The following is a 21,090-nucleotide window of genomic DNA, read 5'->3' on the forward strand; positions in this document are numbered from 1 at the left end:
TAAATCATGAGGCTTGGCGGTGTACAGAAGAACGTAATTTATAGCGGTTGCCCGGGTGCAGTAAGCGGGCATAACTGATGAGTTGCTCGCCTGACCACGTGCGCCGGACCATGCTCAAGCAAGGGGTTAAGGTGTCGATAGCGAGCCAATCTGCTGTCTGGTGGTCGACGAGTACAGCTTCAACCATATGCTCCACGTCAGTGATCGGGCAGGCCGCAACTAATACTTCGTTGGGTGTATGAATGGAAAAGTCGCTTTTTAGATAATTGGGTACCCAGCGGGGATTAACGTAGCGGTTTTCAAGCTGAATGGGCGTGTCGTTTTCCAAATGCACCACCAGTGTTTGAAACACGCGACTGCCAAGACGAACACCGAGGCGTAAAGCAACTTCATCATCTGCTTCAATCGTTTCGCAAACGAGTACGTCGTTGCTGTAATGATGCCCCCTGAGGCGTACTTCATCGGCAATGTTATACACCTCAACCAGCGACGACTCTGCTTTGCGATCTGTCACAAAGGTACCTAGCCCAGGCTGGCGTGTTAGGTATCCCTTTTGAACTAAATCGCGAATGGCTTTATTGGCTGTCATTCGGCTTACCCCAAAATCTCGGGCAAGCTGCTCTTCGGGTGGGATTTGGTGGTGCGCTGGCCATGCACCTCCCTGAATTCTCTCCAGCAGATGCTGCTGTATTTGCAGATAAAGCGGAGGGGCCGTGGTCATGAATTGCCTTTCAAGTGGATATAATGTCTAACCACATTCAGTGTACCTTGTGAAAAAGCCGAAGGCATCCTGTTACCCACTCGCTTTATGTCGTACGTAAACGCTAACAAGCTTCAAACAATAGTCGTTTTACGTATATCTAGCGTCGCTTAATAGCAATACTCTGCCCTACCGATCCTTCAGACTTCATAAAATCATTCAGTCACGTAAGGAGCGGAGCATGAACCGCAACGTCATTCTCACCTGTGCCGTCACCGGTGCCGGCGAAACCACCGCCAAGAACCCCCACGTGCCGGTCACGCCCAAGCAAATCGCCGACGACTGCATTGCCGCCGCCAAGGCAGGTGCCAGCATTGCGCACATCCACGTGCGCGACCCGGAAACCGGCAGCGTTAGTCACTCGACAGACCACTTCCGTGAGGTGATAGAGCGCGTCCGCGAGGCCGATACCGATATCGTCATGAACATCACCGCCGGTGGCGGTGGCGACTGGATCCCCGACGCAACGGACCCTACTCGCGGCGGCCCGGGCACCGATATCCAGACCCCAGCCGAGCGCCATGCGCCGGTGGGCGAGCTGCTGCCCGAGCTTTGCACCCTGGACTGCGGTAGCCTCAACTTCGGCGACATGGTCTATGTGAATACCGCTGACTGGTTGCGCGAGCACGCCCGCTTAGTTCAAGCCGCCGGCGTTAAGCCGGAACTAGAGTGCTTCGATCTGGGCCATGTTTGGTTCGCTCGCCAGTTGCAGCAGGAAGGCCTGATTGACGGCGACCCGCTCTACCAGCTCTGTCTAGGCATTCCCTGGGGCGCCGAAGCGGATACCGAAACCATGCTCGCCATGCGCAACAAATTGCCAGAAAACGCCAACTGGGCCGCGTTTGGTATCGGCCGCCACCAGATGCCCATGGCGGCCCAAGCGGTACTTCTCGGCGGCCACGCCCGAGTCGGCTTGGAAGATAACCTTTACCTGGAAAAGGGCGTATTGGCGACCAATGCTCAGCTAGTGGAAAAGGCCGCTTCTCTGTTTGAAAACCTTGGCGCTCGGGTGATGACACCGGCCGAGACACGGGCCCAATTGACATTACGCGACCCGAATACCGGCAATATCGTGTCAGGAGGTGACGCATGAGCCATCAACTTTCTGTCATCGGTACCGGTGTGATCGGCAATGGCTGGATCGCCCGCGCGCTGGCCCAAGGCTGGGATGTCGTGGCCTTCGACCCCGACCCCACGGCACCCAAGAGAACCCGCGCGTTTATCGACAACGCTTGGCCTTCGCTGGAAAAGCGCGGCCTGGTCGAGGGAGCAAGCCCCGAGCGCCTTACCTTCGTGGATAGCCTGGAAGCCGCCGTAGAAAGCGCCGATTTGATCCAAGAAAACGTGCCGGAGCGCCTGGAACTCAAGCGCGAGATTCTTACTGCTGTGGACGCCGCGGCTGACACAAGTGTCATCATCGGCTCCTCCACGTCGGGCTTCAAACCTAGCGACTTACAGCGCGACTGCGCCAAGGCACCGGGGCGGGTCATCGTCGCCCACCCCTTCAACCCGGTTTACCTGTTGCCACTGGTGGAGCTTGTCGGCGGCGAGGCCACCGAAACCGCGCATACTGAGCGCGCCCAGGCCCTTTATCAAGCACTGGCCATGCGCCCGCTAGTGGTGCGTCGGGAGATTGAGGGGCACATTGCCGACCGCCTGATGGAAGCGCTGTGGCGGGAAGCCCTGCACTTGGTCAACGATGGTGTGGCCACAACCGAAGAGATTGATGCCGCGGTGGTCTACGGCTGCGGCCTACGCTGGTCGCTGATGGGCACCTTCCTGACCTTCCACCTGGCCGGTGGCGAGCAAGGCATGCGCCATATGCTGGAGCAGTTTGGCCCGGCGTTGAAACTCCCTTGGACCAAGCTTGAGGCACCCGAACTCACCGATGGGCTGATCGACCGCGTGGTGGAAGGCTGTGAGCACCAGGCCGCTGGCCGTTCAGTCGCTGAACTCGACCACCGCCGCGACGATTTTCTGGTCGAGCTACTGGATCTTGTTCAGAAATACTGGCCCGAAGCCGAGGGCTTGGAGGGGCGTATCTGATGGTGATTCTAGAAACCCACGTCGCCTCGGCGTGGGTCGACTACAACGGCCACATGAACGACGCTGAGTACGCCAGGGTATTTTCTTTAGCCGTGGAAGCGCTGATGAATCGTATCGGACTGGATGCTAGCGGTCGTGAGCGCCATGGTTACACGATCTACACCTTGGAAACACATCTTTGCTACCGTCGCGAGGCCCACGAAGGCCAACCGCTCAACGTCACGCTGACCCTACTGGATCGCGACGCCAAGCGGCTGCATGCCTTCTTTGAACTGCGTGATGAACACGACAACCTGTTGGCCACCAGCGAGCAGATGTTAATCGGTATCGACTCTCAGGCCGGTCGTCCGGCGCCGTTCCCCACGCCTATTGAGGCGAGCATCGCGACGCTACCCCAAGCCAACGCTGGCGCCTGGCCGGAACTGGCCGGGCGCACGATGGGTATTCGGCGTTAACAATCAGCCCTCAACTGCAACGACTAAGCCGCCTTAACGGGCGGCTTTGGTGTGTCTTACTATTGAGGTACTTTAGGGCTTCAACAGCACCTTGCCTTTGCGTGCGGGTAGCAAACTGGTGGCAGCGGCTTCGGCGGCATCGGCCAAGTCGAAGATAGCTTCCACCGGTAATGGCAATTCACCGCTGGTGGTGCGTTGCATCAGTTCACCTACCAGCCGACGTTTGTCTTCACCGGACATGGCCTGACTAACCTTGCTACCCCAGAAACCTTTGACCGTCGCCTGTTTGAAAATAAGATCGCCGGCGGTAATTTGCATTGGCTCGCCAGACATGGAGCCGAAAGATACCAGTGTTCCTTCCTCACCCAGCAGTGCCAAAAGCGAGGCACTATCATGGCCACCAATCGAATCGACAGCCGCCTGCGCCATCGGCTCGCCCATGATGCTGCGCGCCTTGTCTTGCCAATCAGGCTGGGCCGTGGAAATAGCGTGTTCGATACCCAGCGCTTCGAGTTCACTCACACCGGCATCGCGACGCACCAAGTTGATAGTGTTGATCCCGCGCGCCTTAGCGAGAATAGCCAAGGCCTTGCCTACCGCGCCGTTGGCCGTATTCTGCACGACCCATTGCCCAGGCTCGACTTGGAGAAATTCCAGCAGCATCAGCGCACTCAAGGGCATGGCGATCAATTGCGCAGCGGTTTCATCAGCAAGGGCCTCGGGCACCGGTATCACCATCCGAGACGGCGCAATAAAGTACTCGGCCCACGTACCATGCACTGAAGCCGCCGCAACGCGCTGCCCTGTCGTCAACCCCTCGACACCTTCGCCGAGGGCCTCAACGATACCAACCGCTTCACTTCCTCCAATAGCAGGCAATGTCGGCTTATAGCCATACTGGCCGCGCACCGTCCAGATATCATGGTTATGGATCGGCGAAAGAAGCATCTTGATACGCACGTCCCCAGGGCCGGGCTGAGGGATGGGGCTATCGCCTAACGTGAGGACCTCGGAAGGCTCTCCGAACGTGGCATGGATGGCACTTTTCATCTCTACGACTCCTATCCTGTGTTGTTGCCGACGCAAGTCAGCAATTGGTCTGTGGCCGTTAAGGCTTGGTGCATAGGTGCTTTATCCTGGCCCAACTTGGCCAGTAGTGCGGCGCCAAGCCACATTTGGTAGAGCACCTGGGCAAGCGCCTGAGGCGCTGCTCCTGGCGGTAGCGAGCCATCGGCGCGGCCTTCAGCGATCACATCCGCAATACGCGTCACCAAGCGCTTTACCCCATCGTTTAATACCTGTCGCATTTCCTCAGATAGATCCGCCACTTCCGCTGCCAGCTTTACCACCAGGCATTGCTCGGCCCAGCTGCCTGAGGTGGGGTCATCAATCCAGGCATTCCAATAGCGCATCAACCGGTCACGGCCCGTGCCTTCATCAGCTGTCAGCAGCACGCCAAGGCGCTCGTGATAATCATCGACGTACTGTTGTAGCAAGGCTCGGCCGAACGCTTCCTTAGAGGGAAAGTAGTGATAAAAAGAGCCTTTGGGTACGTCGCAATTCTTCAGAATTTCTTGCAACCCCACACCGGAAAAACCCTTGCGCAGGATCAGTTCTCGACTGGTGTCGAGAATATGTTGGCGTGTGGCTGTGGCTTTTTTGGACAATGTCATAGCACGCATTCTACACAAAATAGACCAGTCGTCTACAAATCATATTTTTAGCACCCTCTCCGTTCCACGATGACACTGGGCGCTTCACCAAAGCGTTTCCGATAGGCTCGGGTGAAATGCGCCGGCTGGGTAAAGCCGGAGGCCAAGGCGGCTTCAGTCACAAAGCTGCGACTATCGGCGAGGAGTTGGCGTGCCCGGTCGAGCCGCATTCCTAGGTAACACTGCTGGGGCGTCTCGCCAAAGTGACGCTGAAATAGCCGCGTCAACTGGCGCTGGGACTGCCCTACCAGCCGACACACCTCAGGGATGGGTAGCGCTTGCGTTAGGTTCGCCTCCATCACCGCCAGTGTCCTCACCACACTGCGCGGCAGCTCCTCGTAGCGTCGGCGTGAAACATCACCGCCATCGTCGCCCGGCCGCTTGTGAACCAGCTGCCGCCCCACGGCATCGGCCAGGGCGGGGCCATAGGCATGCTCTATCCATGCCAACATCATGTCGATACTGGCTGCACCACCGGAGCCTGTTAGCCGCATCGCATCGAATTCGTAGCTCGCTGGGCTGATATCTAGCTCCGGGAATTCACGCCGAAAAGCCGGCACGCTTTCCCAGTGCAGCGCCACGCGGTGCCCCGACAGCACCCCCGCCCTGGCCAAGATAAAAGGCGCGGTGTCCAAACCGCCCAGCCAGCCACCGTGGGCAGCGATGCGTCGCAGCACGGCACGATCTTGGAGGCGCACCGTGGCCTCCGCCTCATAGGAAGAGACCACCATTAACCGTAACGCATCCGTCAGCGATTCCAATGAGCCGTCCACATCAATACGCACCCCGTTGCTGGCCAGTACCGCCTCCCCGTCCGCCGAGAGCAAGCGCCAGGCGAAAAGGTCACGGCCGAAGCGATTGGCCACCCGTAGCGGTTCAAGCAAGCAGAACAGCGTCAACATGGAAAAACGCGGCACCAGCCACACGTTGAGGGTGTGCTCGGCCTGCTCAGGGGTCAGTAGGGGTGGCGAATCAGGGCGCGGGTAGGGCCATGTGGTATTGGTAGTCTCATTCATGGCTAACATAGTCAAGTATGTGGCTAATTTTATCAAGTCATGACCAATCCAGGCGGGTAGCATAGAAAAAGTTCCTAACACACCTTCTGGAGGCGCCGCCATGACACACGTCACCCCATCAGCCAATCGCCGACGTCTGGCCATCGAACATCATGGCCAGCGTGGTGAATTTGCGGCCCTTTGGCTGCGTGAACGCAGCCCCGATGACGAGACCTTGGACCCGCGCACCGGTCAGCGCTTGATCGAAGCCGCCGAACTGCCGTTGGAGCTCTACATCGATGCCGCCGACGTGGCGGATAACCAACTGCAACTGCACTTCAGCGACGGTCATCGCACCGATTTCAATCTCGCGGCGCTATTCGATGACCAAGCGACCGATCCGTCTAAGCGCCTCTGGAACGCCACCAACGCGCCCCAACCCGTGGCCGATTTTACTGCCGCGCTAGAAAGCGACGCAGCACTCTCAGGCATGCTGGAATCGCTACATCGCGACGGTTTTGTCATCGTCTCCGGGGTTCCCACCCGCGAAGACGGCATGCAGCCGTTAGTCGACCGCATCGGTCCACTACGGCGCACCAACTGGGGCGGCATCGCCGACGTCAAATCGGTCGCCGACGCCTACGACCTGACCATGACTCAGCGTGGATTGGAGCCGCATACCGACAACCCCTACCGCGACCCTATTCCCGGCTACATCTGGCTGCACTGCCTGACCAACGCCGCCGAGGGCGGCGACAGCACCTTGGCCGATGGGCTGATGGCCGCCCGACTGCTGCGCGAGCGTGACCCCGACGCCTATGCCTGCCTTACACAAGTAACACCCCGCTTTCGCTATCGCGACGCCGACACTGACTTAGAAAGCGAAGGACCGCTGATCGAACTGGACAGCAACGGCGAACCGGTCCGCGTACGCTACTCCAACCGCACTGAACGCGTCCCTGCCCTGCCTCCCGAAGAGCTTGAGACCTACTACGCCGCCCGGCACGCCTTTTACCAACTGATCACCGGCGAGGAACTGACCCTGCACCTCAAGCTCGAACCAGGCCAGATGCTGATCATGGATAACTATCGCCTGCTCCACGGGCGCAGCGCCTTTCAACTGGCGGGCGGCGTGCGCCATATGCGCCAAGGCTACGTCGACCGCGATAGCACCGCCAGCCGCCGCCGCGTGCTGCGCCATCGACTCGACACCCCCCAGGCTCAAGGAGAACCCGCATGACTCAAGCCAGCTTTCGCCACTTCGGCGAGGCTCAGCGTGAGGACTGGGCGCTCATCGATGCCCGCTTCCGCGACTATTTATCCGATACCCCGCGCCGGGTACTCGCCCACCTGCATAACCTGGCCGGCGATCACCACGGCTATCCGGTGGATCGCTACGAGCACTGCCTGCAGACCGCCACCCGGGCGCTGCGTGATGGTGCCGACGAGGAAATGGTCGTCTGCGCGCTGCTCCACGACATCGGCGACGACCTGACCCCGGCGAACCACGCCGAAGTCGCTGCGGCCATCCTGGAACCCTTTATCGACCCGCTCAACGCCTGGATGATTCGCCACCACGAACTCTTCCAGGGGTACCACTACCGGCACTTTTTTGGCCAGGACCCTCATGCGCGGGAGCAATATCGTGACCACCCGGCCTATGAGCGCACCGTGCGCTTCTGCGACCAATGGGATCAGGCCAGCTTTGACCCCGATTATGACACCCTGCCCCTGGAGCACTTCATCCCCATGGTCGAGCGAGTACTGGGCCGCACGCCCCGCGGCGGCCTCCCCGAGCCACTCCCCGAGGAGGCGCTACGATGAGCCAGACCTGTGCCCGCCAGTTACTGCGCCTGCTTGAGGCCTATGGCGTCGACTCCGCCTTCGGCATCCCCGGGGTGCACACCATCGAGCTTTATCGCGCCCTGGGCGAAAGCCCAATCCGCCATGTCACCCCGCGTCACGAGCAGGGCGCGGGCTTTATGGCCGACGGCTACGCGCGTGCCAGTGGTCGCCCCGCCGCTTGCTTTATCATCACCGGCCCCGGCATGACCAACATCGCCACGGCGATGGGTCAGGCGCTGGCCGACTCGGTACCGATGCTGGTGATCTCCAGCGTTAACCGCCGCGATACCCTAGGACGCGGCCAAGGGCGACTGCATGAGTTACCTAGCCAGCAGCAAACTCTGGCCGGCGTCAGCGTCTTTAGTCACACCTTGCACGACCCGGCCGCCCTGCCGGAACTCCTTGCACGCGCCTTCGCGATTTTTCACGGCGCGCGGCCAGGGCCGGTGCACATCGAGATTCCCATCGACCTATTCGATACCCCGGTCCCCGAGACTGCACCGCGCCCGATCGAGGTATTCCCCCCGGCACCGGCGCCCGCCGCCATTGCTCGCGCGGCTGAATGGCTAAGCCAGGCCGAGCGCCCATTGCTGCTGCTAGGCGGCGGCTGCGCGGCGGCCCCCGAGGCCGCCCGCGCCTTAGTGGAGCGCCTACAGGCCCCAGCCTTGACCACCATCAATGCCAAGGGCGTGCTGGGGCTCGATCACCCGCTTGATCTCGGCGCTACCATGAGCTTGCCCGCCTCACGCCGCCTGGCGGCCGAGGCTGACGTCGTTCTGGCGCTGGGCACTGAGCTAGGCGAGACCGACTACGATCTGGTGTTCGACGGGGGCTTTCACCTCAACGGGCGGCTAATTCGAGTGGATATCGACCCCCAGCAGCTGGGCCGCAACCAGGACGCCGACCTGGCCATGGTCGCCGACGCAGGCGAGACGATGACCGCGCTATTACAAGCGCTGCCCAACGTCCGTGGCGATGCCCCTCAAGATGACGGCCGCGCCGCTGCGGTTCGCCAAGCGCTGGCTCTCAACGAGGACCCGGAGCTGGCCCCCTATGTGCCGCTCTTCGCCACTCTGCGCGCCACGCTGCCCGACGCCATCTTGGTGGGCGACTCCACCGGGCCGGTGTATGCCGGTAATTTCCTGGCCTCTTTGCCCGCGCCTCGCTGTTGGTTCAACTCGGCGACTGGCTACGGCACCTTGGGCTATGGCCTGCCGGCTGCGCTCGGGGCTACTCTAGCCTGCTCCGAGCGGCCGGTGGTGGCCCTGGTCGGCGATGGTGGCCTACAGTTCGTGATCGGCGAACTGGCCACCGCCCGCGATCTCGATCGACCCGTTGCGGTAGTGATCTGGAACAACCAAGGCTATGAAGAAATTCGCCGCTACATGGCCATGCACGAGGTGCCACAGCTGGGCGTCAACTTAACCGCGCCGAACTTTGTCGAACTGGCCAGTGCGTACCGCTGCCGCTACCGGGCAGTGGGCGACCCCGCGTCCCTCGGCGAGGCGCTCGCTCACTTAGGCGAGGAGGCCTCACCGCTACTGATCGAAGTGGACGCTACCGCCTGGATGAGCGCTTTGCCATAAACGCCCATATCGGCGGTACTGATAACTATCTATGACGAAAACGAGATGAACATGCACTATTCACGACTAACCAGCCGCATCGCCGGCGAAGGCGCGGCGGCTTGGGATATTCACTACCGTGCCCTGGCCCGCCAGGCCGCGGGCGATGACATCACCGTGCTCTCGGTGGGTGATCCGGATTTCGCCACCCCGACGCCGATTATCGAGAGTGCCGTGGCCAGCCTGCGCGGTGGTGCCACCCACTACCCCGACGTACAGGGCAAACTGGCACTGCGCCAAGCCATCGCCGACGGCTACCGCCGCCAGGGTCTCGATGCCGGCCCGGATAACGTTATCGTCATGGCTGGCGCCCAGTGCGGCCTCTACGCCGCCGCCCAGTGCCTGTTGGACCCCGGCGACGAAGTGCTGGTGCCCGAGCCCAGCTATGTCACTTACGAGGCGGTACTGCGCGCCACCGGCGCCGAGCTGGTACAGGTGCCATTGAACGGCGAGGCGGATTTTCGCCTTGACCCGGCGGCCTTGGAAGCCGCCATCACGCCGCGCACCCGAGCCATGTTACTTAACAGCCCCCACAACCCCACCGGCCAGCTGATTGAGGCCGACACCTGGAAGGCCATCGCCGAACTCTGTCGGCGACATGACCTCTGGTTGATCGCCGACGAAGTCTACGCCGAGCTGATTTTTGAAGGCGAGCACCTTTGCCCCGCCACGTTGCCCGACATGGCCGAGCGCAGCGTGATCGTCAGCAGTCTCTCCAAGTCGCACGCCATGACCGGCTGGCGCCTGGGCTGGGTGCTGGGACCCAAGCCGCTAATTGAGCACCTTACCCACTTGGCGCTGTGCATGCTCTACGGCTGCCCAGACTTTATTCAGGACGCCGCCTGCGATGCCCTCCTGACACCGCCCGCCGAGCTAAGCGAGATGCGTGACGTTTATCGCGCGCGCCGCGATACCGTTTGCGGGGCCTTGGCCGAGAGTACGGCAGTCACCGCTATTTGCCCGCCAGCAGGGATGTTCCTGATGGTGGATATTCGCGCCACGGGCCTCTCTTCCCAGGTTTTCGCTGACCGGCTGCTCGACGAAGAGAACATCTCGGTGCTCTCGGGTGAAGCCTTCGGCCCCTCAGCGGCAGGGTTCGTGCGCCTCAGCCTGACCGTAGAGGCCGAACGTTTAGCCACCGCCTGCCACCGTTTGGCCGCCTGCGCGGAGCGCGCTCGCGATGAGAGCAGCCCGCATATCTTGTCACCGACCCCGGCTTCGGAGGCCGATTGCCTATGACATCATCACTTCAGCACGCTTTTCGTTCCCACTCCTCCACCGCTCCCGCGGTGGTGGCCACCCAATTAATCAAACATTTTGGTGAGCTAGAGGTGCTCAAGGGCATTTCTCTTGAGGTTCCCGAAGGCACCGTCACCTCCATCATCGGTGCCAGCGGCTCGGGTAAGAGCACCCTGCTGCGCTGTATGAACCTGCTGGAGCGACCCGACCGAGGCGAACTGGCGATTGCGGATGAGGCGATTCGTTTTGACCGCAATCCCCAGGGCGATATCATCGGTCTTGACCGTCGCCAGCTGCAACGGCTTCGCGCCAAAGTCACCATGGTTTTCCAGCAGTTCAACCTGTGGCCCCACCTGACGGTGCTCGGCAACGTCATCGAAGCGCCCATGCGGGTCAAGAAGCTCTCGCGCAAGCAAGCGACCGCCCTGGGCGAGCACTACCTGGAGCGAGTGGGTATGGCCGACCGGCGCGACGCCTACCCTGCTTTCCTCTCCGGCGGCCAACAGCAGCGAGTGGCCATTGCCCGGGCGCTGGCGATGGAGCCGCGTCTGCTGCTCTTCGACGAACCGACCTCGGCGCTGGATCCAGAGCGCGTCAACGAGGTGCTGGGGGTGATCCGTGGCCTCGCCGACGAGGGCCGTACCATGCTGCTCGTCACTCACGAAATGCATTTCGCCCGAGAGGTCTCCGACCAGCTGGTCTATCTCGATCAGGGGCATATCGCCTGCTCGGGCACCCCAAAAGACGTCTTCGAGGACCCCCGCTGTCGTCAATTCATGGCGCCCGCGGCTTGATAACTCATCAACGTAACAAGAACCACCATAACAAGAACCACCACAACAACTGACCTAACAGGAGAAGACCATGAAATTTCCGATGATAATGGCGACCGCCGTGACAGCACTTGGCCTCGGCCACACCGCCCAAGCTGCCGAGCCCCTTAAGGTGGGTATTTCCGGCGAGCCCTACCCGCCCTTTACCTACAAGGCTGCCAGCGGCGACTGGACCGGTTTCGAAGTGGAGCTGGCCCATGCTTTCTGCGACGCCATGAACCGCGAGTGCGAGATTACGCCCACCGGCTGGAGCGGTATCATTCCCTCGCTCAATGCCGGGCGCATCGACATGATCATGAACTCCATGTCGATCACCGATAAGCGAAAGCGTGTCATCGACTTCACTCGCCCTTATTACTTCACACCAGGGGCCTATGTCGCCGCCAACGACCAAGCGCTCGATATCCCCGACGGCCTAGACGGCCTGGTGATGGGCGTGCAGTCGGCCACCACCAACGCCACCTATGCCCGCCGTGCGCTGCGCGATAGCGGTGTGGATATCCGCCTCTACGATCAGGCTGAGCAAGTCAACAATGACCTGCTATCAGGACGCTTGGATGTCATCCTCGCTGACGAAATCGCCATGGTGCAGCTCCTTGATCGCGACGAGGCGGAAGCCTTTGAGATCAAGGCCACCGCACCGCTCCACGAAGCCTACGGTGAGGGTATCGGCATCGGCCTTCGCCAAGGGGATGATGCGCTGCGCGAAGCCCTTAATACTGCCATCGCCACGGTGATCGAAGACGGCACCTGCGCCAGTCTTTCCGAGCAGTACCTAGGCACCGACGTCTGCGTCTACGACTGAACCATTTTCCGCCACTGTTCTCTACCCCCGGCGCCAATGGCGCTGGGGGTTCCATTGTGTGACTCACTGTTCCGTGACCAAGGAAAGAGACAACCATGACTTCGATGACACCAGAGGGGCTCATCGACTGGGCGGGTCCCATTCTTAACGGGGCGCTGACCACAGTGCAGATCGCCGTGCTGGCTTACGCCATCGGCCTGCTGCTAGGGCTCTTAGGCGCTGGCGCCAAACTCAGCCCCTGGGCGCCTTTGCGCGGCCTGGCCACCGTTTACTCCACCCTCGTCCGAGCCGTGCCCGAACTGCTGCTGATTCTTCTGCTCTACTATGCCGGTGCCCAAGCGCTGGATGCCCTGCTGGGGTATTTAGGCATGGCCGGTGCCGTGCAGATCACCGGCTTCGCCACTGCTGTCGGTGTACTGGCCTTCGTTCAGGGTGCTTACATGACCGAAGTGTTTCGCGGCGCCATCATGGCCATCCCGCGCGGGCAGCTGGAGGCCGCTAGCGCCTTTGGCTTCTCGCGCTGGGCCCGTTTCCACCGCATTGTGCTGCCGGGGATGCTGCCCAACGCCCTGCCGGGCATGTCCAACCTGTGGCTGATTCTGATCAAGGACACTGCCCTGATCAGCGTGATTGGCTTCAACGAGCTGTTTTTCACCATTCAGCAGGCCGCCGCCAGTAGCCGCGCCTACTTCCTTTTCTATGCCGCCGCCGGTGTCATCTACTTACTGATGACGCTGAGCTCCACGGCACTCTTCACCCGCCTTGAGCGTTACGTACGCCGTGGCCAACCCACGGAGGCATGACATGGACTTTTCCTGGCTAAGCGATCCTTTTTACCTGAGCTATCTATGGGAAGGTTTCGTCAATACGTTGTGGCTGCTGCTGGTCTCGGCGGTGGGCGGCCTACTTCTCGCCGTGCTAGTGGCACTCGCCAGACTGCGCGGCCCGCGCCCCCTGGCCTGGCTGGTCTGGGCCTTTACCACCGTGATGCGCGGCACCCCGTTGCTGGTGCAGCTGTTCTTCTTTTACTACGGCGTGGGCCGCCTGATGGAAGGCGTGCCGGGTATCCAAGAAACATTCATGTGGCCACTGCTGCGCGACCCTTTTTTCTTCGCCGCCCTGACTTTCATCCTCAGCGTGGGCGCCTACTCCGGCGAGGTGATCCGTGGCGCCATGAAGAGCGTGCCCCGAGGCGAACGGGAGGCAGGTCGCGCGTTCGGGCTCTCCGGTTTTCAGGTACTCACTAGGCTGTGGCTACCTCGCGCCATTCAGCTCTGCCTGCCCACGCTCACCGGCGAGATGATTCTGCTGCTCAAGTCGATTCCGCTGGTCTCCACCATCGCCCTGATGGACTTGCTTCAGGCCGCCAATATCATTCGCGACGAGACGTTTCTGGTCTACGAGCCGTTGCTGTTGATCGCCGGTATTTACCTGGCCACCACGGTGGTGCTGACCGTGGTGCTGCGCTTTGTGGAACTCAACTTCCCCGGTATGCAACCGACTCAACGCCGCTGGCTGCCCATTCGCTAAACAGGACAAGATTTAATGCCCGCTTACATAAACGTTTGCAAAGACACCTTGAGCGACCAGTTTATTGACAACGCCTGGGTGCCAAGCAAGAGTAAGACACGCCGCCCGGTGCTCGACCCTTATCAAGAAACACACATCGCCGAGGTGACCTACGGCGACCCGGCAGACGTCGATGCCGCCGTGTCTGCGGCCCGGCGCGCCTTACCCGGCTGGCAAGCCACACCGGAGGCCCGCCGCGGCGAGTATCTGGAAGCCATTGCCGCAGGGTTAGAGACCCGCCGCCAGGCCCTGGCCGAGCTTTCCAGCCGCAACAACGGCAAACCCCTCGCCGAGGCCTATCAAGACCTGGACGATGCCATCGCTTGCTACCGCCACTACGCCCAGGCTGCCGTCGCTCTGGGTCAACGCCAGGGAACCGTTGAAGATGCGGATCAACCCGACCTGGAAGCGCGCCACTACTGGGATGCCATCGGTGTGGTAGGACTTATCACCCCTTGGAACTTTCCGCTGGTCAGCAGTGCCTGGAAGCTGGCACCCGCGCTTGCCGCTGGCTGCACGGTGGTATTCAAACCCTCCGAAATCACGCCCCTGCCCGAGCGGGCACTGGCGGAGATTGTCATCGAGGCGGGCCTGCCCCCGGGGGTATTCAACCTGCTGCAAGGTGACGGTGAGGGTATCGGCGCCCCGCTGAGCCGCCATCCCGGCATCGACAAGCTCTCCTTCACCGGCAGCAATCCGGTGGGCGAAGCTGTGATGCGCGCCGCTGCCCAGGGCGTAAGACCGGTCTCCCTGGAGCTGGGTGGCAAGTCGCCGATCCTGGTTACCGAAGACGCCGATCTCGCGCTTGCACGCGATTTGGTGATAGCGGGTATCTGCTACAACGCTGGCCAGATGTGCTCGGCCACGAGTCGGCTGTTGGTGCATGAGCGCCTGGCGGACGAGCTTTACGCGGCAATCGATGCGGCCATGGCAGAGCTGCGCCTGGGCGATCCGCTCACGGCGGGGACTGACATGGGCCCTCTGGTCAGCGCCACCCAGCGAGATCGGGTGCAGGGCTACGTGGCCCTCGCTGAAGAGCAGGGGCTAGGCAGCGAAACGCTTACCCACGCGCTACCCGAGCAGGGTTTCTTTGTGGCACCGCGCCTCTACCGTGAGGTGCCTACCACCAGCCGCCTGTGGCAAGAAGAGATTTTTGGCCCGGTGCTTTGCGCACGCCGCGTAGCCGACGACGCCGAGGCTATTGCCCTGGCTAACGACAGCGACTTCGGCCTGGCCGCCACGGTGGTGGCCGGCGACCCCGACCGCGCCGAGGCCATTGCACGGCGCCTAGAGGCGGGCAATGTCTGGTGTAACAGCGACCAGATCGCGCCGCCCCAGGGCAGCTGGGGCGGGATGAAACGCAGCGGCATCGGACGCGAATTGGGCGATGCCGGTCTGGACGCTTACCTTGAACTCAAACGCATCACACGCCCCTTGAGGGCCTGATGGCCGCTAGGGGGACGGCTCTCACTGTTTTGTGGCACACTCGCGTGTTTTCGCCTTTGGGTTCCACTAGATGGCGCTCCCTAGAGCGCCATTTTCATGTATTCTCTTGCCGACTATGAGACTCAAGCCCCCTGACACTGTCCCCGAGCGCATTGGCTTTCTTCTTTTGCCGCGCTTCGCCATGGTGGCGTTTTTCTCTGCGATTGAGCCACTACGCATTGCCAATCGCATCGACGGACGCCCTCTCTTTGAGTGGGATTTGATTAGCCACGATGGCGAACCGGTCGTCGCCTCAAACGGCATGACACTCGCGGTGAGTAGCTCCCTTCACGCGGCCCCTCAGGTGCCTAGCTTGGCGGTCTGCGCAAGCTTTGAGCCTGAGAATGGCATTGATGACGAACTGATTGATTGGCTACGGGAATGTGCCCGCGAAGGTTGTGTGCTCGGCGGCATGGATACCGGCTGCTACGCGCTCGCCGCCGCTGGCCTTCTTGATGACCAAACGGTGACCCTGCACTGGGAGTGCCTGGCTGACTTCCGCGCCCGTTTCCCCCGAGTTGACGTCGTAGAGTCGATTTACGAGGTGACCGACGAGGGGTTCTCCTGCGCTGGCGGCAGTGCCGCCATCGACATGAGCCTTGACCTGATCCGACGCCGGCACGGTGACGCGCTCGCCAAACAGGTACGCGCTCAGCTCATCCACGAGCAGGGGCGCCGCCCGGCCAGCCGCCAGCGCGACCCCGCGATTCCCCAAGAGCCGATGCTTCAGCGCGCCATGACCTTGATGGAGGCGAACCTGGCATCACCGCTAAGTATCCGCGCGCTTGCCAATGAACTCGGTATTACCTGGCGTCGCCTTGATCGCCTTTTCGCCCGGCATTGGGCGATGTCACCTCAGCAGACCTACTTGGCCCGGCGCTTAGACCACGCTTATCGGCTGTTGTGTGAAACACCACATAGCATCATGGACATCAGCCTGGCCTGCGGCTTTGCTTCCCCTTCGAGCTTCAGTCGCGCCTTTCGCCACCAATATGGTGCCACCCCTCGCCAATTACGCCAGCAAGCAGTGTCGAATCATGCACAGTAAGTGTCGAATTCTGCCGCGAATCCTATCGGCCAAACGGGCATGCTAAGCGACATCACTCATCGCCTAGGAGACCCACATGACTCAAGCCCTTCCTCTGACACCTGACTACGATGTTTGGCCCATCGACGCCAACCTCAAAAAGGTATCCTTCAAGCCGCGCCTACTGACGGTGTCCTGGAGCGATGGCCGTGAGAGCCGCTACCACAGCATCTGGCTGCGTGAGAACGCCGCTGACGAGACAACCGTCAACCCGGCAACGCGCGAACGCATTCTTGATCTTTCCACCTTGCCCAGTTGGCCTGAGATTACCAGTGCCGAGATCGATGAAGCTGGCGCGCTGTGCGTAGATTTCGCGCCAGAAGGACGGCGCTTACGCTTCCATCCCGGTTGGCTTCGAGCGCACGACTACGACAACACTGACGACCCAGAAGCACCGCTCGTGCCGATAACGACGTGGCAGCGAGACGCAGGCGAAGGCCCAGACAGCTTGGACGCCACGGGCCTGCTCGACACCGAGGAAGGCAGCGAGACCGAAGAGGCTATTCTCGCTCCTGCGCTTTCCAGCATACTGGGCAAGGGGTTAGTTCGTCTGCGCAACCTGCCCATTGAGCCCGGCTCGCTCGAAACGATCGCGCGGCGTATCGGTCCTGTGAGGCCCACCAACTTCGGCATGCTTTTCAACGTCAAAGCCAAACCGAATCCCGATTCCAATGCTTACACGTCCATCGCCCTGCCACCCCACGTCGACCTGCCAACCCGGGAGTATCAGCCGGGTATGCAAATGCTCCACTGCCTGGAAAACAGCGTGGAAGGCGGCGAGGCGGTCATGCTCGACGGGTTTGCCGTGGCCGAGGCGCTGCGCGAGCGTCACCCCGAAACCTTTGCCACGCTCACCCGGGTGCGTTGGTGCTTTGCAAATACCGCCAAGACCACCGATTACGTTTGGTACTCGCCGATGATTCGTCTTGATGAGCGCGGTGAGCTGCTGGAAGTTCGCATCGCCGACTTCCTACGCGGCCCACTGCAAACTAGCTTTGAAGACGTAGAGCCCGCCTATGAAGCGCTGATGGTGCTTCAAGAAATGCTGCACGACCCTACGTTCGCCATTCGCTTCACCTATCAACCCGGCGATTTGGTGATATTCGACAACCGCCGACTTCTCCACGCTCGCGACGCTTTCGAGGGCACGAGCGGTCATCGCTGGCTGCAGGGGTGCTACATGGAGCGCGACGAAATTCGCTCTCGCTACCGTATGGTGAAACGCGCCTCACAGCAACGCAAAGCGACGGCCGAAGCGTCGTTGGTATGAAAGATATCAACGGTTTTATTAAACGCTTTGAGGCTGGGCTCACGGCGCTCGAAGGTGTCAGCTGGCCCGAAGCGCGTCGCCGCTACGATACAGCGTGCCAGCAGTTTGCTCCGCCGGACCCGGCGGGGCTTGGCGTCAGAGACGAGTCGGTCGCTAACGTCGCGGTGCGCCGTTTTTCACCTTTTGATGCGGCGGCCGCTGGCGCTGTGCTCTACGTGCATGGCGGCGGGTTTACGATAGGCTCGGTTCGCAGCCATCACGGTATTGCGGCAAGCCTAGCCGAAGCGCTAGGGCATGAAGTGATGAGCGTGGCGTATCGCCTGGCACCGGACGCCACTTACGCTGACATGCTCGCCGACTGCCACGCGGTGGCGGGTGCGATTACTCCCATCACTGCCATGGTAGGTGACAGCGCCGGTGGGCGGCTGGTGATGGATCTCGCCAAACGCCTTTACGCCAAGATACCGCTTGGACTGATCTACCCGCCGGTAGAGGGGCTTTGTGAAGACACGCTGGGCCGGGATGCGCCCCTTCTTAGTCGCGCCGATGTGCTATCGCTGCAGCCCTACTATCCCGAAACGCGACCTGCACCGCTAGGCAGTCCCCCTCCGTCATTCGCGCTAGAAGTGCTGGCCGTCGAGCACGACCCGCTCACCGTCCCCTTGGAAGCGGCTGTTGCGCACTGGCGCAACGCCGGTGCCGATATTGGCTACCGCTGCGCCCCCGGTATGGTTCACGGTGCGCTACACGCCCACGCTTTACTGCCCAATATGCAAAACGCCTGGCAGGATTTCTGCCAGGCGTTAGCGTCACGCATCACACGGTAAGCCTTAGCCACACGGTAAGACTTAGTCACACAGTAAAACTTAGTAAGCGGCGCGTACTGCCTCAATGGCAGGCGTGCCGTCGCGCGCCTCAACGCCGTCGAGCCATTCGGCGACAATGTCCAGATTGCCTTCGATCCATTCAGAAGCCACCTCATCGGCGGGTCGCTCTTCATAGCTGTAGCCGTGAACCCAGGTGTTCTGGTCTTCAATGTCGACGACAAACTGCGACAAGAAGCGGTGCAGTTGAGGGTCTTCTTGCGCGAGGCTTGCCGGCACAATCGTCCACACGGTGCTTCCGATCTTCGCAATGCCCGCATCATCCGCATCGTCCAGATAGGCCAAATCGAAGCTAACGTTCATCCAGTGCGGTTCCCAACCGACGAAGGTGACCCATTCCTCGTTGGCCATCTTCTGCTCGGCCTGCGCCAGCATGGCCGCCGTTGAGCTTTCGCGCAGGTTCCAATCACCTAGCCCGGCAATATCCGCCTCTATCGCTTCAAGAATAGCGGTGTTGATCCCGGTGCCTGCCTCAATACCCTGAATCTCGCCGTCGAAGCGGTCGCGATTAGCTTCCAGGTCGGCCACCGACGTAACACCGGCATCATAGACGTACTGCGGAACCACCAGGCCGGAGGTGGCACCCTGAATATTGGAAACCAGTTTTTCGACCTTATCGTCAGCCACCAATGGCTCAACCATCTCGGTCTGTACCGGGTACCAGCCACCTAGGTAAACATCGACGTCATTACGCGTAAGGCCTTCCAGGATCACACTCACGGCCAAGCCACTCTGGCGTGTGCCATAGCCCATGGCTTCCATCAGTTGAGCCGCCACTTCCGACTTGACGGTGACACCGGGCCACGGCGGCACACCAAAGCGCACCTCATCCAGCGCGGCGACGGCAGGGCCCGCACTCAGCAGCAATGCCGCCGCTAATCCGGCTGTTTTGGACAAAGCTGATTTAGGTAAGATAGATAAGATATTGTTTCGCTGATACATTTTCATGCGTAGGGTCCTTTTATGGCAAAAACACCCCTTCAGTTTGCCGATATCGGTCAGCGAGAGACGACGCAAAGCGACATTAAGCAACCAATAAACGACATTTTCATGATAATCCGACTTACCAGCGTACTTCTCGCGGGGGATAGCCAAAATGCGAACGAAACGCGCGGGCAAAGCTAGAGCTTGAGGCGAAGCCACACGCGATGCCCACCGCCAGCACATCCATATCGGTTTCCGTCAACAAACGCTTGGCGCGGGTAAGCCGCAGCTGAAGATACCAGTGACGGGGGCTTGACCCTAACTCGTGCTCGAAAAGGCGCTGCAATTGGCGGGCAGAGACGCCGCTGCGCTTAGCGACTTCAGCCAGCGAAAGCGGCGCCTCAAGATGGCGCTCCATCAACCCAACCGCCTCAGCCAAACGGCGGTTATGCGTGCCTAAACGCCGCGCCAGTGTCATACGCTGCCGGTCGCTACGACTACGCAATCGCTCATGGATCAGCTGTTCGGAAACGTCCACCGCCAGCTTTGCACCATGGCGCCGAGCGATGACTTCCAGCGCCATATCCATGGCAGCAGCGCCCCCGGCACACGAAAAACGCCGCTCGCCCAGCTCAAATAGCTCATCGGAGGTTTCCAGCATCGGAAAACGCTCGCGAAAGGCCGGTAAACTCTCCCAGTGCAGCGTCACGCGTTCGCCTTTTAGCAGCTGTGCCGCGGCGAGCAAAAAGCCACCGGTATCCAACCCACCCAGTGCACAGTCGGCTTGATCCAGCCTATGTAGCCACGCGATAAGCGTGCGATTTAAGTGTGCCTCGGGCTCAAAGCCACTGCATATCGCCAGCGACGACAGCGCCAGCGTGTCTCCCATGGGCTTATCCGCCAACAGCGTCATGCCGTTGCTGGCCGTCACCGGCTCGCCATCCGGGCTAAAAAGCGTCCATGCAAATAACGCTTTACCGCTGATGCGGTTAGCAATACGCAGCGGCTCAACGGCGGAAAAAAACGCCATCATCGAAAAGCGCGGTAACAGCAAAAAGCCAATGTTTTCAGGCCAAGGCCCGGTGTAATGCAAACGCATCGAAAGGTTTGGAATTCCCGTTAATAGAAAGTGGCAATCTCACCAAAACCAAGTATGGAATGGAGAAAAGCAAAAAACAAAAAAGCCTGTTGATTAAACGGCTCCCAAAAGCAGCGTAATCGAAAAACGAGCCGATGCCGTTTTCCTGCATCGGCTCGTGTGACTTAATCGTTGCACACCGCAGAAATCTGGCTGAGTTTCTCCGCCACTTGGACGCAGCCTTCGTAGGGCATGACCGTCTGGCAAGTGTGCATCACCCGGCCCGCTTGCGCTTTAACGGCGTCGACGACCTTCCGGTGGCAATGGCCGAAGAGCGCTTAAAGGCCCCCTACACAGACGTATTTCAACTCGGTGAACTCGTCCAACCCGTGGCGGGACCCTTCACGCCCAAGCCCGGATTCCTTCACGCCGCCAAACGGCGCCAATTCGGTCGACAGAATGCCTTCGTTAACGGCCA

Annotated in this window: 22 protein-coding genes and 1 pseudogene; 15 read left to right on the forward strand and 8 right to left on the reverse strand. The window is 60.7% G+C overall.

Annotation, left to right across the window (positions count from 1 at the left end):
• Positions 1–4: 4 nt before the first annotated feature.
• Positions 5–721 (reverse strand): histidine utilization transcriptional repressor HutC, encoded by a 717-nt coding sequence (gene hutC, locus M8006_RS11515; protein WP_250082309.1) that lies wholly within the window; start codon positions 719–721, stop codon positions 5–7.
• 220 nt (positions 722–941) lie between these two features.
• Here hutC and M8006_RS11520 point away from each other — a divergent pair, with 220 nt between their 5' ends.
• The 3 genes from M8006_RS11520 to M8006_RS11530 are packed head-to-tail and all read left to right on the forward strand — an operon-like array spanning position 942 to position 3,261.
• The gene (locus M8006_RS11520; protein ID WP_250082311.1) at positions 942–1,853 is read left to right on the forward strand and encodes a beta-keto acid cleavage family enzyme; all 912 of its coding nucleotides are present in this window, start codon (positions 942–944) and stop codon (positions 1,851–1,853) included.
• Entirely contained in the window at positions 1,850–2,806 is a 957-nt protein-coding gene (locus M8006_RS11525; protein WP_250082313.1) for an L-carnitine dehydrogenase, read from the forward strand. The genes M8006_RS11520 and M8006_RS11525 overlap by 4 nt, the downstream gene beginning before the upstream one ends.
• The gene (locus M8006_RS11530) at positions 2,806–3,261 is read left to right on the forward strand and encodes a thioesterase family protein (RefSeq protein ID WP_250082315.1); all 456 of its coding nucleotides are present in this window, start codon (positions 2,806–2,808) and stop codon (positions 3,259–3,261) included. Before M8006_RS11525 ends, M8006_RS11530 begins: the two co-directional genes overlap by 1 nt.
• A 72-nt stretch (positions 3,262–3,333) precedes the next feature.
• Here the strand turns inward: M8006_RS11530 and M8006_RS11535 are convergent, their stop codons facing one another.
• The 3 genes from M8006_RS11535 to M8006_RS11545 are packed head-to-tail and all read right to left on the reverse strand — an operon-like array spanning position 3,334 to position 5,989.
• Positions 3,334–4,311, reverse strand: coding sequence for a zinc-binding dehydrogenase (locus tag M8006_RS11535; protein WP_250082316.1), 978 nt, complete (start codon positions 4,309–4,311; stop codon positions 3,334–3,336).
• Between the two features lie 11 nt (positions 4,312–4,322).
• Positions 4,323–4,934, reverse strand: coding sequence for a TetR/AcrR family transcriptional regulator (locus M8006_RS11540; RefSeq protein WP_250082318.1), 612 nt, complete (start codon positions 4,932–4,934; stop codon positions 4,323–4,325).
• A gap of 47 nt (positions 4,935–4,981) precedes the next feature.
• Positions 4,982–5,989 (reverse strand): GlxA family transcriptional regulator, encoded by a 1,008-nt coding sequence (locus tag M8006_RS11545; protein ID WP_250082319.1) that lies wholly within the window; start codon positions 5,987–5,989, stop codon positions 4,982–4,984.
• A 100-nt stretch (positions 5,990–6,089) separates the two neighbouring features.
• Between M8006_RS11545 and tmpA the strand changes: the two genes are divergently transcribed.
• From tmpA to M8006_RS11605, 12 genes are all read left to right on the forward strand, one after another.
• Complete coding sequence (gene tmpA / locus M8006_RS11550; protein ID WP_250082322.1) at positions 6,090–7,208, forward strand: 2-trimethylaminoethylphosphonate dioxygenase; 1,119 nt, start codon at positions 6,090–6,092, stop codon at positions 7,206–7,208.
• Positions 7,205–7,792 carry an HD domain-containing protein gene (locus M8006_RS11555; RefSeq protein WP_250082324.1) on the forward strand — a complete coding sequence of 196 codons (588 nt, stop codon included), beginning with the start codon at positions 7,205–7,207 and terminating at the stop codon, positions 7,790–7,792. The genes tmpA and M8006_RS11555 overlap by 4 nt, the downstream gene beginning before the upstream one ends.
• A complete protein-coding gene (locus tag M8006_RS11560; RefSeq protein ID WP_250082326.1) occupies positions 7,789–9,399 on the forward strand; it encodes a 5-guanidino-2-oxopentanoate decarboxylase in 1,611 nt (536 codons plus the stop codon). Before M8006_RS11555 ends, M8006_RS11560 begins: the two co-directional genes overlap by 4 nt.
• Positions 9,400–9,450: 51 nt before the next feature.
• Positions 9,451–10,677: a pyridoxal phosphate-dependent aminotransferase gene (locus M8006_RS11565; protein ID WP_250082328.1), complete on the forward strand. Its 1,227-nt coding sequence runs from the start codon at positions 9,451–9,453 to the stop codon at positions 10,675–10,677.
• Positions 10,674–11,471: an ABC transporter ATP-binding protein gene (locus M8006_RS11570; RefSeq protein ID WP_250082330.1), complete on the forward strand. Its 798-nt coding sequence runs from the start codon at positions 10,674–10,676 to the stop codon at positions 11,469–11,471. The genes M8006_RS11565 and M8006_RS11570 overlap by 4 nt, the downstream gene beginning before the upstream one ends.
• 70 nt (positions 11,472–11,541) lie before the next feature.
• Positions 11,542–12,315, forward strand: a complete 774-nt coding sequence (locus M8006_RS11575) for a transporter substrate-binding domain-containing protein (RefSeq protein WP_250082331.1) — start codon at positions 11,542–11,544, stop codon at positions 12,313–12,315.
• Positions 12,316–12,410: 95 nt separating this feature from the next.
• A complete protein-coding gene (locus M8006_RS11580) occupies positions 12,411–13,118 on the forward strand; it encodes an ABC transporter permease (protein WP_250082333.1) in 708 nt (235 codons plus the stop codon).
• Between the two features lies 1 nt (position 13,119).
• Positions 13,120–13,845, forward strand: coding sequence for an ABC transporter permease (locus M8006_RS11585; RefSeq protein WP_250082335.1), 726 nt, complete (start codon positions 13,120–13,122; stop codon positions 13,843–13,845).
• 15 nt (positions 13,846–13,860) lie between these two features.
• A complete protein-coding gene (locus tag M8006_RS11590; RefSeq protein ID WP_250082337.1) occupies positions 13,861–15,330 on the forward strand; it encodes an aldehyde dehydrogenase family protein in 1,470 nt (489 codons plus the stop codon).
• Positions 15,331–15,445: 115 nt separating this feature from the next.
• On the forward strand, positions 15,446–16,417 hold the full coding sequence (locus tag M8006_RS11595) for a GlxA family transcriptional regulator (RefSeq protein ID WP_250082352.1): 972 nt from the start codon (positions 15,446–15,448) through the stop codon (positions 16,415–16,417).
• 76 nt (positions 16,418–16,493) lie between these two features.
• Complete coding sequence (locus tag M8006_RS11600; RefSeq protein WP_250082338.1) at positions 16,494–17,726, forward strand: TauD/TfdA family dioxygenase; 1,233 nt, start codon at positions 16,494–16,496, stop codon at positions 17,724–17,726.
• Entirely contained in the window at positions 17,723–18,553 is an 831-nt protein-coding gene (locus M8006_RS11605; RefSeq protein WP_250082340.1) for an alpha/beta hydrolase fold domain-containing protein, read from the forward strand. The genes M8006_RS11600 and M8006_RS11605 overlap by 4 nt, the downstream gene beginning before the upstream one ends.
• Before the next feature lie 39 nt (positions 18,554–18,592).
• Here the strand turns inward: M8006_RS11605 and M8006_RS11610 are convergent, their stop codons facing one another.
• The 4 genes and pseudogenes from M8006_RS11610 to M8006_RS11625 form a co-directional block, all read right to left on the reverse strand.
• Complete coding sequence (locus M8006_RS11610; RefSeq protein ID WP_250082354.1) at positions 18,593–19,552, reverse strand: ABC transporter substrate-binding protein; 960 nt, start codon at positions 19,550–19,552, stop codon at positions 18,593–18,595.
• A gap of 121 nt (positions 19,553–19,673) precedes the next feature.
• A complete protein-coding gene (locus M8006_RS11615; protein ID WP_250082341.1) occupies positions 19,674–20,633 on the reverse strand; it encodes a GlxA family transcriptional regulator in 960 nt (319 codons plus the stop codon).
• A 176-nt stretch (positions 20,634–20,809) separates the two neighbouring features.
• Positions 20,810–20,941: pseudogene (locus M8006_RS18390) on the reverse strand (aminotransferase class III-fold pyridoxal phosphate-dependent enzyme); the annotation flags it as partial.
• A gap of 9 nt (positions 20,942–20,950) precedes the next feature.
• On the reverse strand, positions 20,951–21,090 hold a 140-nt coding region (locus tag M8006_RS11625), incomplete at its 5' end, for an aldehyde dehydrogenase family protein (RefSeq protein ID WP_250080835.1).

Origin of the sequence: Halomonas llamarensis (assembly GCF_023555005.1) — a bacterium.
In the GTDB taxonomy this organism is placed as follows: domain Bacteria; phylum Pseudomonadota; class Gammaproteobacteria; order Pseudomonadales; family Halomonadaceae; genus Vreelandella; species Vreelandella llamarensis.

What these genes read in the sequence shown, in the direction of transcription:
- tmpA (WP_250082322.1), top strand. Translation starts at nt 6,090, where the DNA reads ATGACACACGTCACCCCATCAGCCAATCGCCGACGTCTGGCCATCGAA.
- M8006_RS11520 (WP_250082311.1), top strand. Translation starts at nt 942, where the DNA reads ATGAACCGCAACGTCATTCTCACCTGTGCCGTCACCGGTGCCGGCGAA.
- M8006_RS11590 (WP_250082337.1), top strand. Translation starts at nt 13,861, where the DNA reads ATGCCCGCTTACATAAACGTTTGCAAAGACACCTTGAGCGACCAGTTT.
- hutC (WP_250082309.1), bottom strand. Translation starts at nt 721, where the DNA reads ATGACCACGGCCCCTCCGCTTTATCTGCAAATACAGCAGCATCTGCTG.
- M8006_RS11575 (WP_250082331.1), top strand. Translation starts at nt 11,542, where the DNA reads ATGAAATTTCCGATGATAATGGCGACCGCCGTGACAGCACTTGGCCTC.
- M8006_RS11585 (WP_250082335.1), top strand. Translation starts at nt 13,120, where the DNA reads ATGGACTTTTCCTGGCTAAGCGATCCTTTTTACCTGAGCTATCTATGG.
- M8006_RS11600 (WP_250082338.1), top strand. Translation starts at nt 16,494, where the DNA reads ATGACTCAAGCCCTTCCTCTGACACCTGACTACGATGTTTGGCCCATC.
- M8006_RS11535 (WP_250082316.1), bottom strand. Translation starts at nt 4,311, where the DNA reads ATGAAAAGTGCCATCCATGCCACGTTCGGAGAGCCTTCCGAGGTCCTC.
- M8006_RS11580 (WP_250082333.1), top strand. Translation starts at nt 12,411, where the DNA reads ATGACTTCGATGACACCAGAGGGGCTCATCGACTGGGCGGGTCCCATT.
- M8006_RS11615 (WP_250082341.1), bottom strand. Translation starts at nt 20,633, where the DNA reads ATGCGTTTGCATTACACCGGGCCTTGGCCTGAAAACATTGGCTTTTTG.
- M8006_RS11560 (WP_250082326.1), top strand. Translation starts at nt 7,789, where the DNA reads ATGAGCCAGACCTGTGCCCGCCAGTTACTGCGCCTGCTTGAGGCCTAT.
- M8006_RS11565 (WP_250082328.1), top strand. Translation starts at nt 9,451, where the DNA reads ATGCACTATTCACGACTAACCAGCCGCATCGCCGGCGAAGGCGCGGCG.
- M8006_RS11610 (WP_250082354.1), bottom strand. Translation starts at nt 19,552, where the DNA reads ATGTATCAGCGAAACAATATCTTATCTATCTTACCTAAATCAGCTTTG.
- M8006_RS11570 (WP_250082330.1), top strand. Translation starts at nt 10,674, where the DNA reads ATGACATCATCACTTCAGCACGCTTTTCGTTCCCACTCCTCCACCGCT.
- M8006_RS11545 (WP_250082319.1), bottom strand. Translation starts at nt 5,989, where the DNA reads ATGAATGAGACTACCAATACCACATGGCCCTACCCGCGCCCTGATTCG.
- M8006_RS11530 (WP_250082315.1), top strand. Translation starts at nt 2,806, where the DNA reads ATGGTGATTCTAGAAACCCACGTCGCCTCGGCGTGGGTCGACTACAAC.
- M8006_RS11525 (WP_250082313.1), top strand. Translation starts at nt 1,850, where the DNA reads ATGAGCCATCAACTTTCTGTCATCGGTACCGGTGTGATCGGCAATGGC.
- M8006_RS11595 (WP_250082352.1), top strand. Translation starts at nt 15,446, where the DNA reads ATGAGACTCAAGCCCCCTGACACTGTCCCCGAGCGCATTGGCTTTCTT.
- M8006_RS11555 (WP_250082324.1), top strand. Translation starts at nt 7,205, where the DNA reads ATGACTCAAGCCAGCTTTCGCCACTTCGGCGAGGCTCAGCGTGAGGAC.
- M8006_RS11540 (WP_250082318.1), bottom strand. Translation starts at nt 4,934, where the DNA reads ATGACATTGTCCAAAAAAGCCACAGCCACACGCCAACATATTCTCGAC.
- M8006_RS11605 (WP_250082340.1), top strand. Translation starts at nt 17,723, where the DNA reads ATGAAAGATATCAACGGTTTTATTAAACGCTTTGAGGCTGGGCTCACG.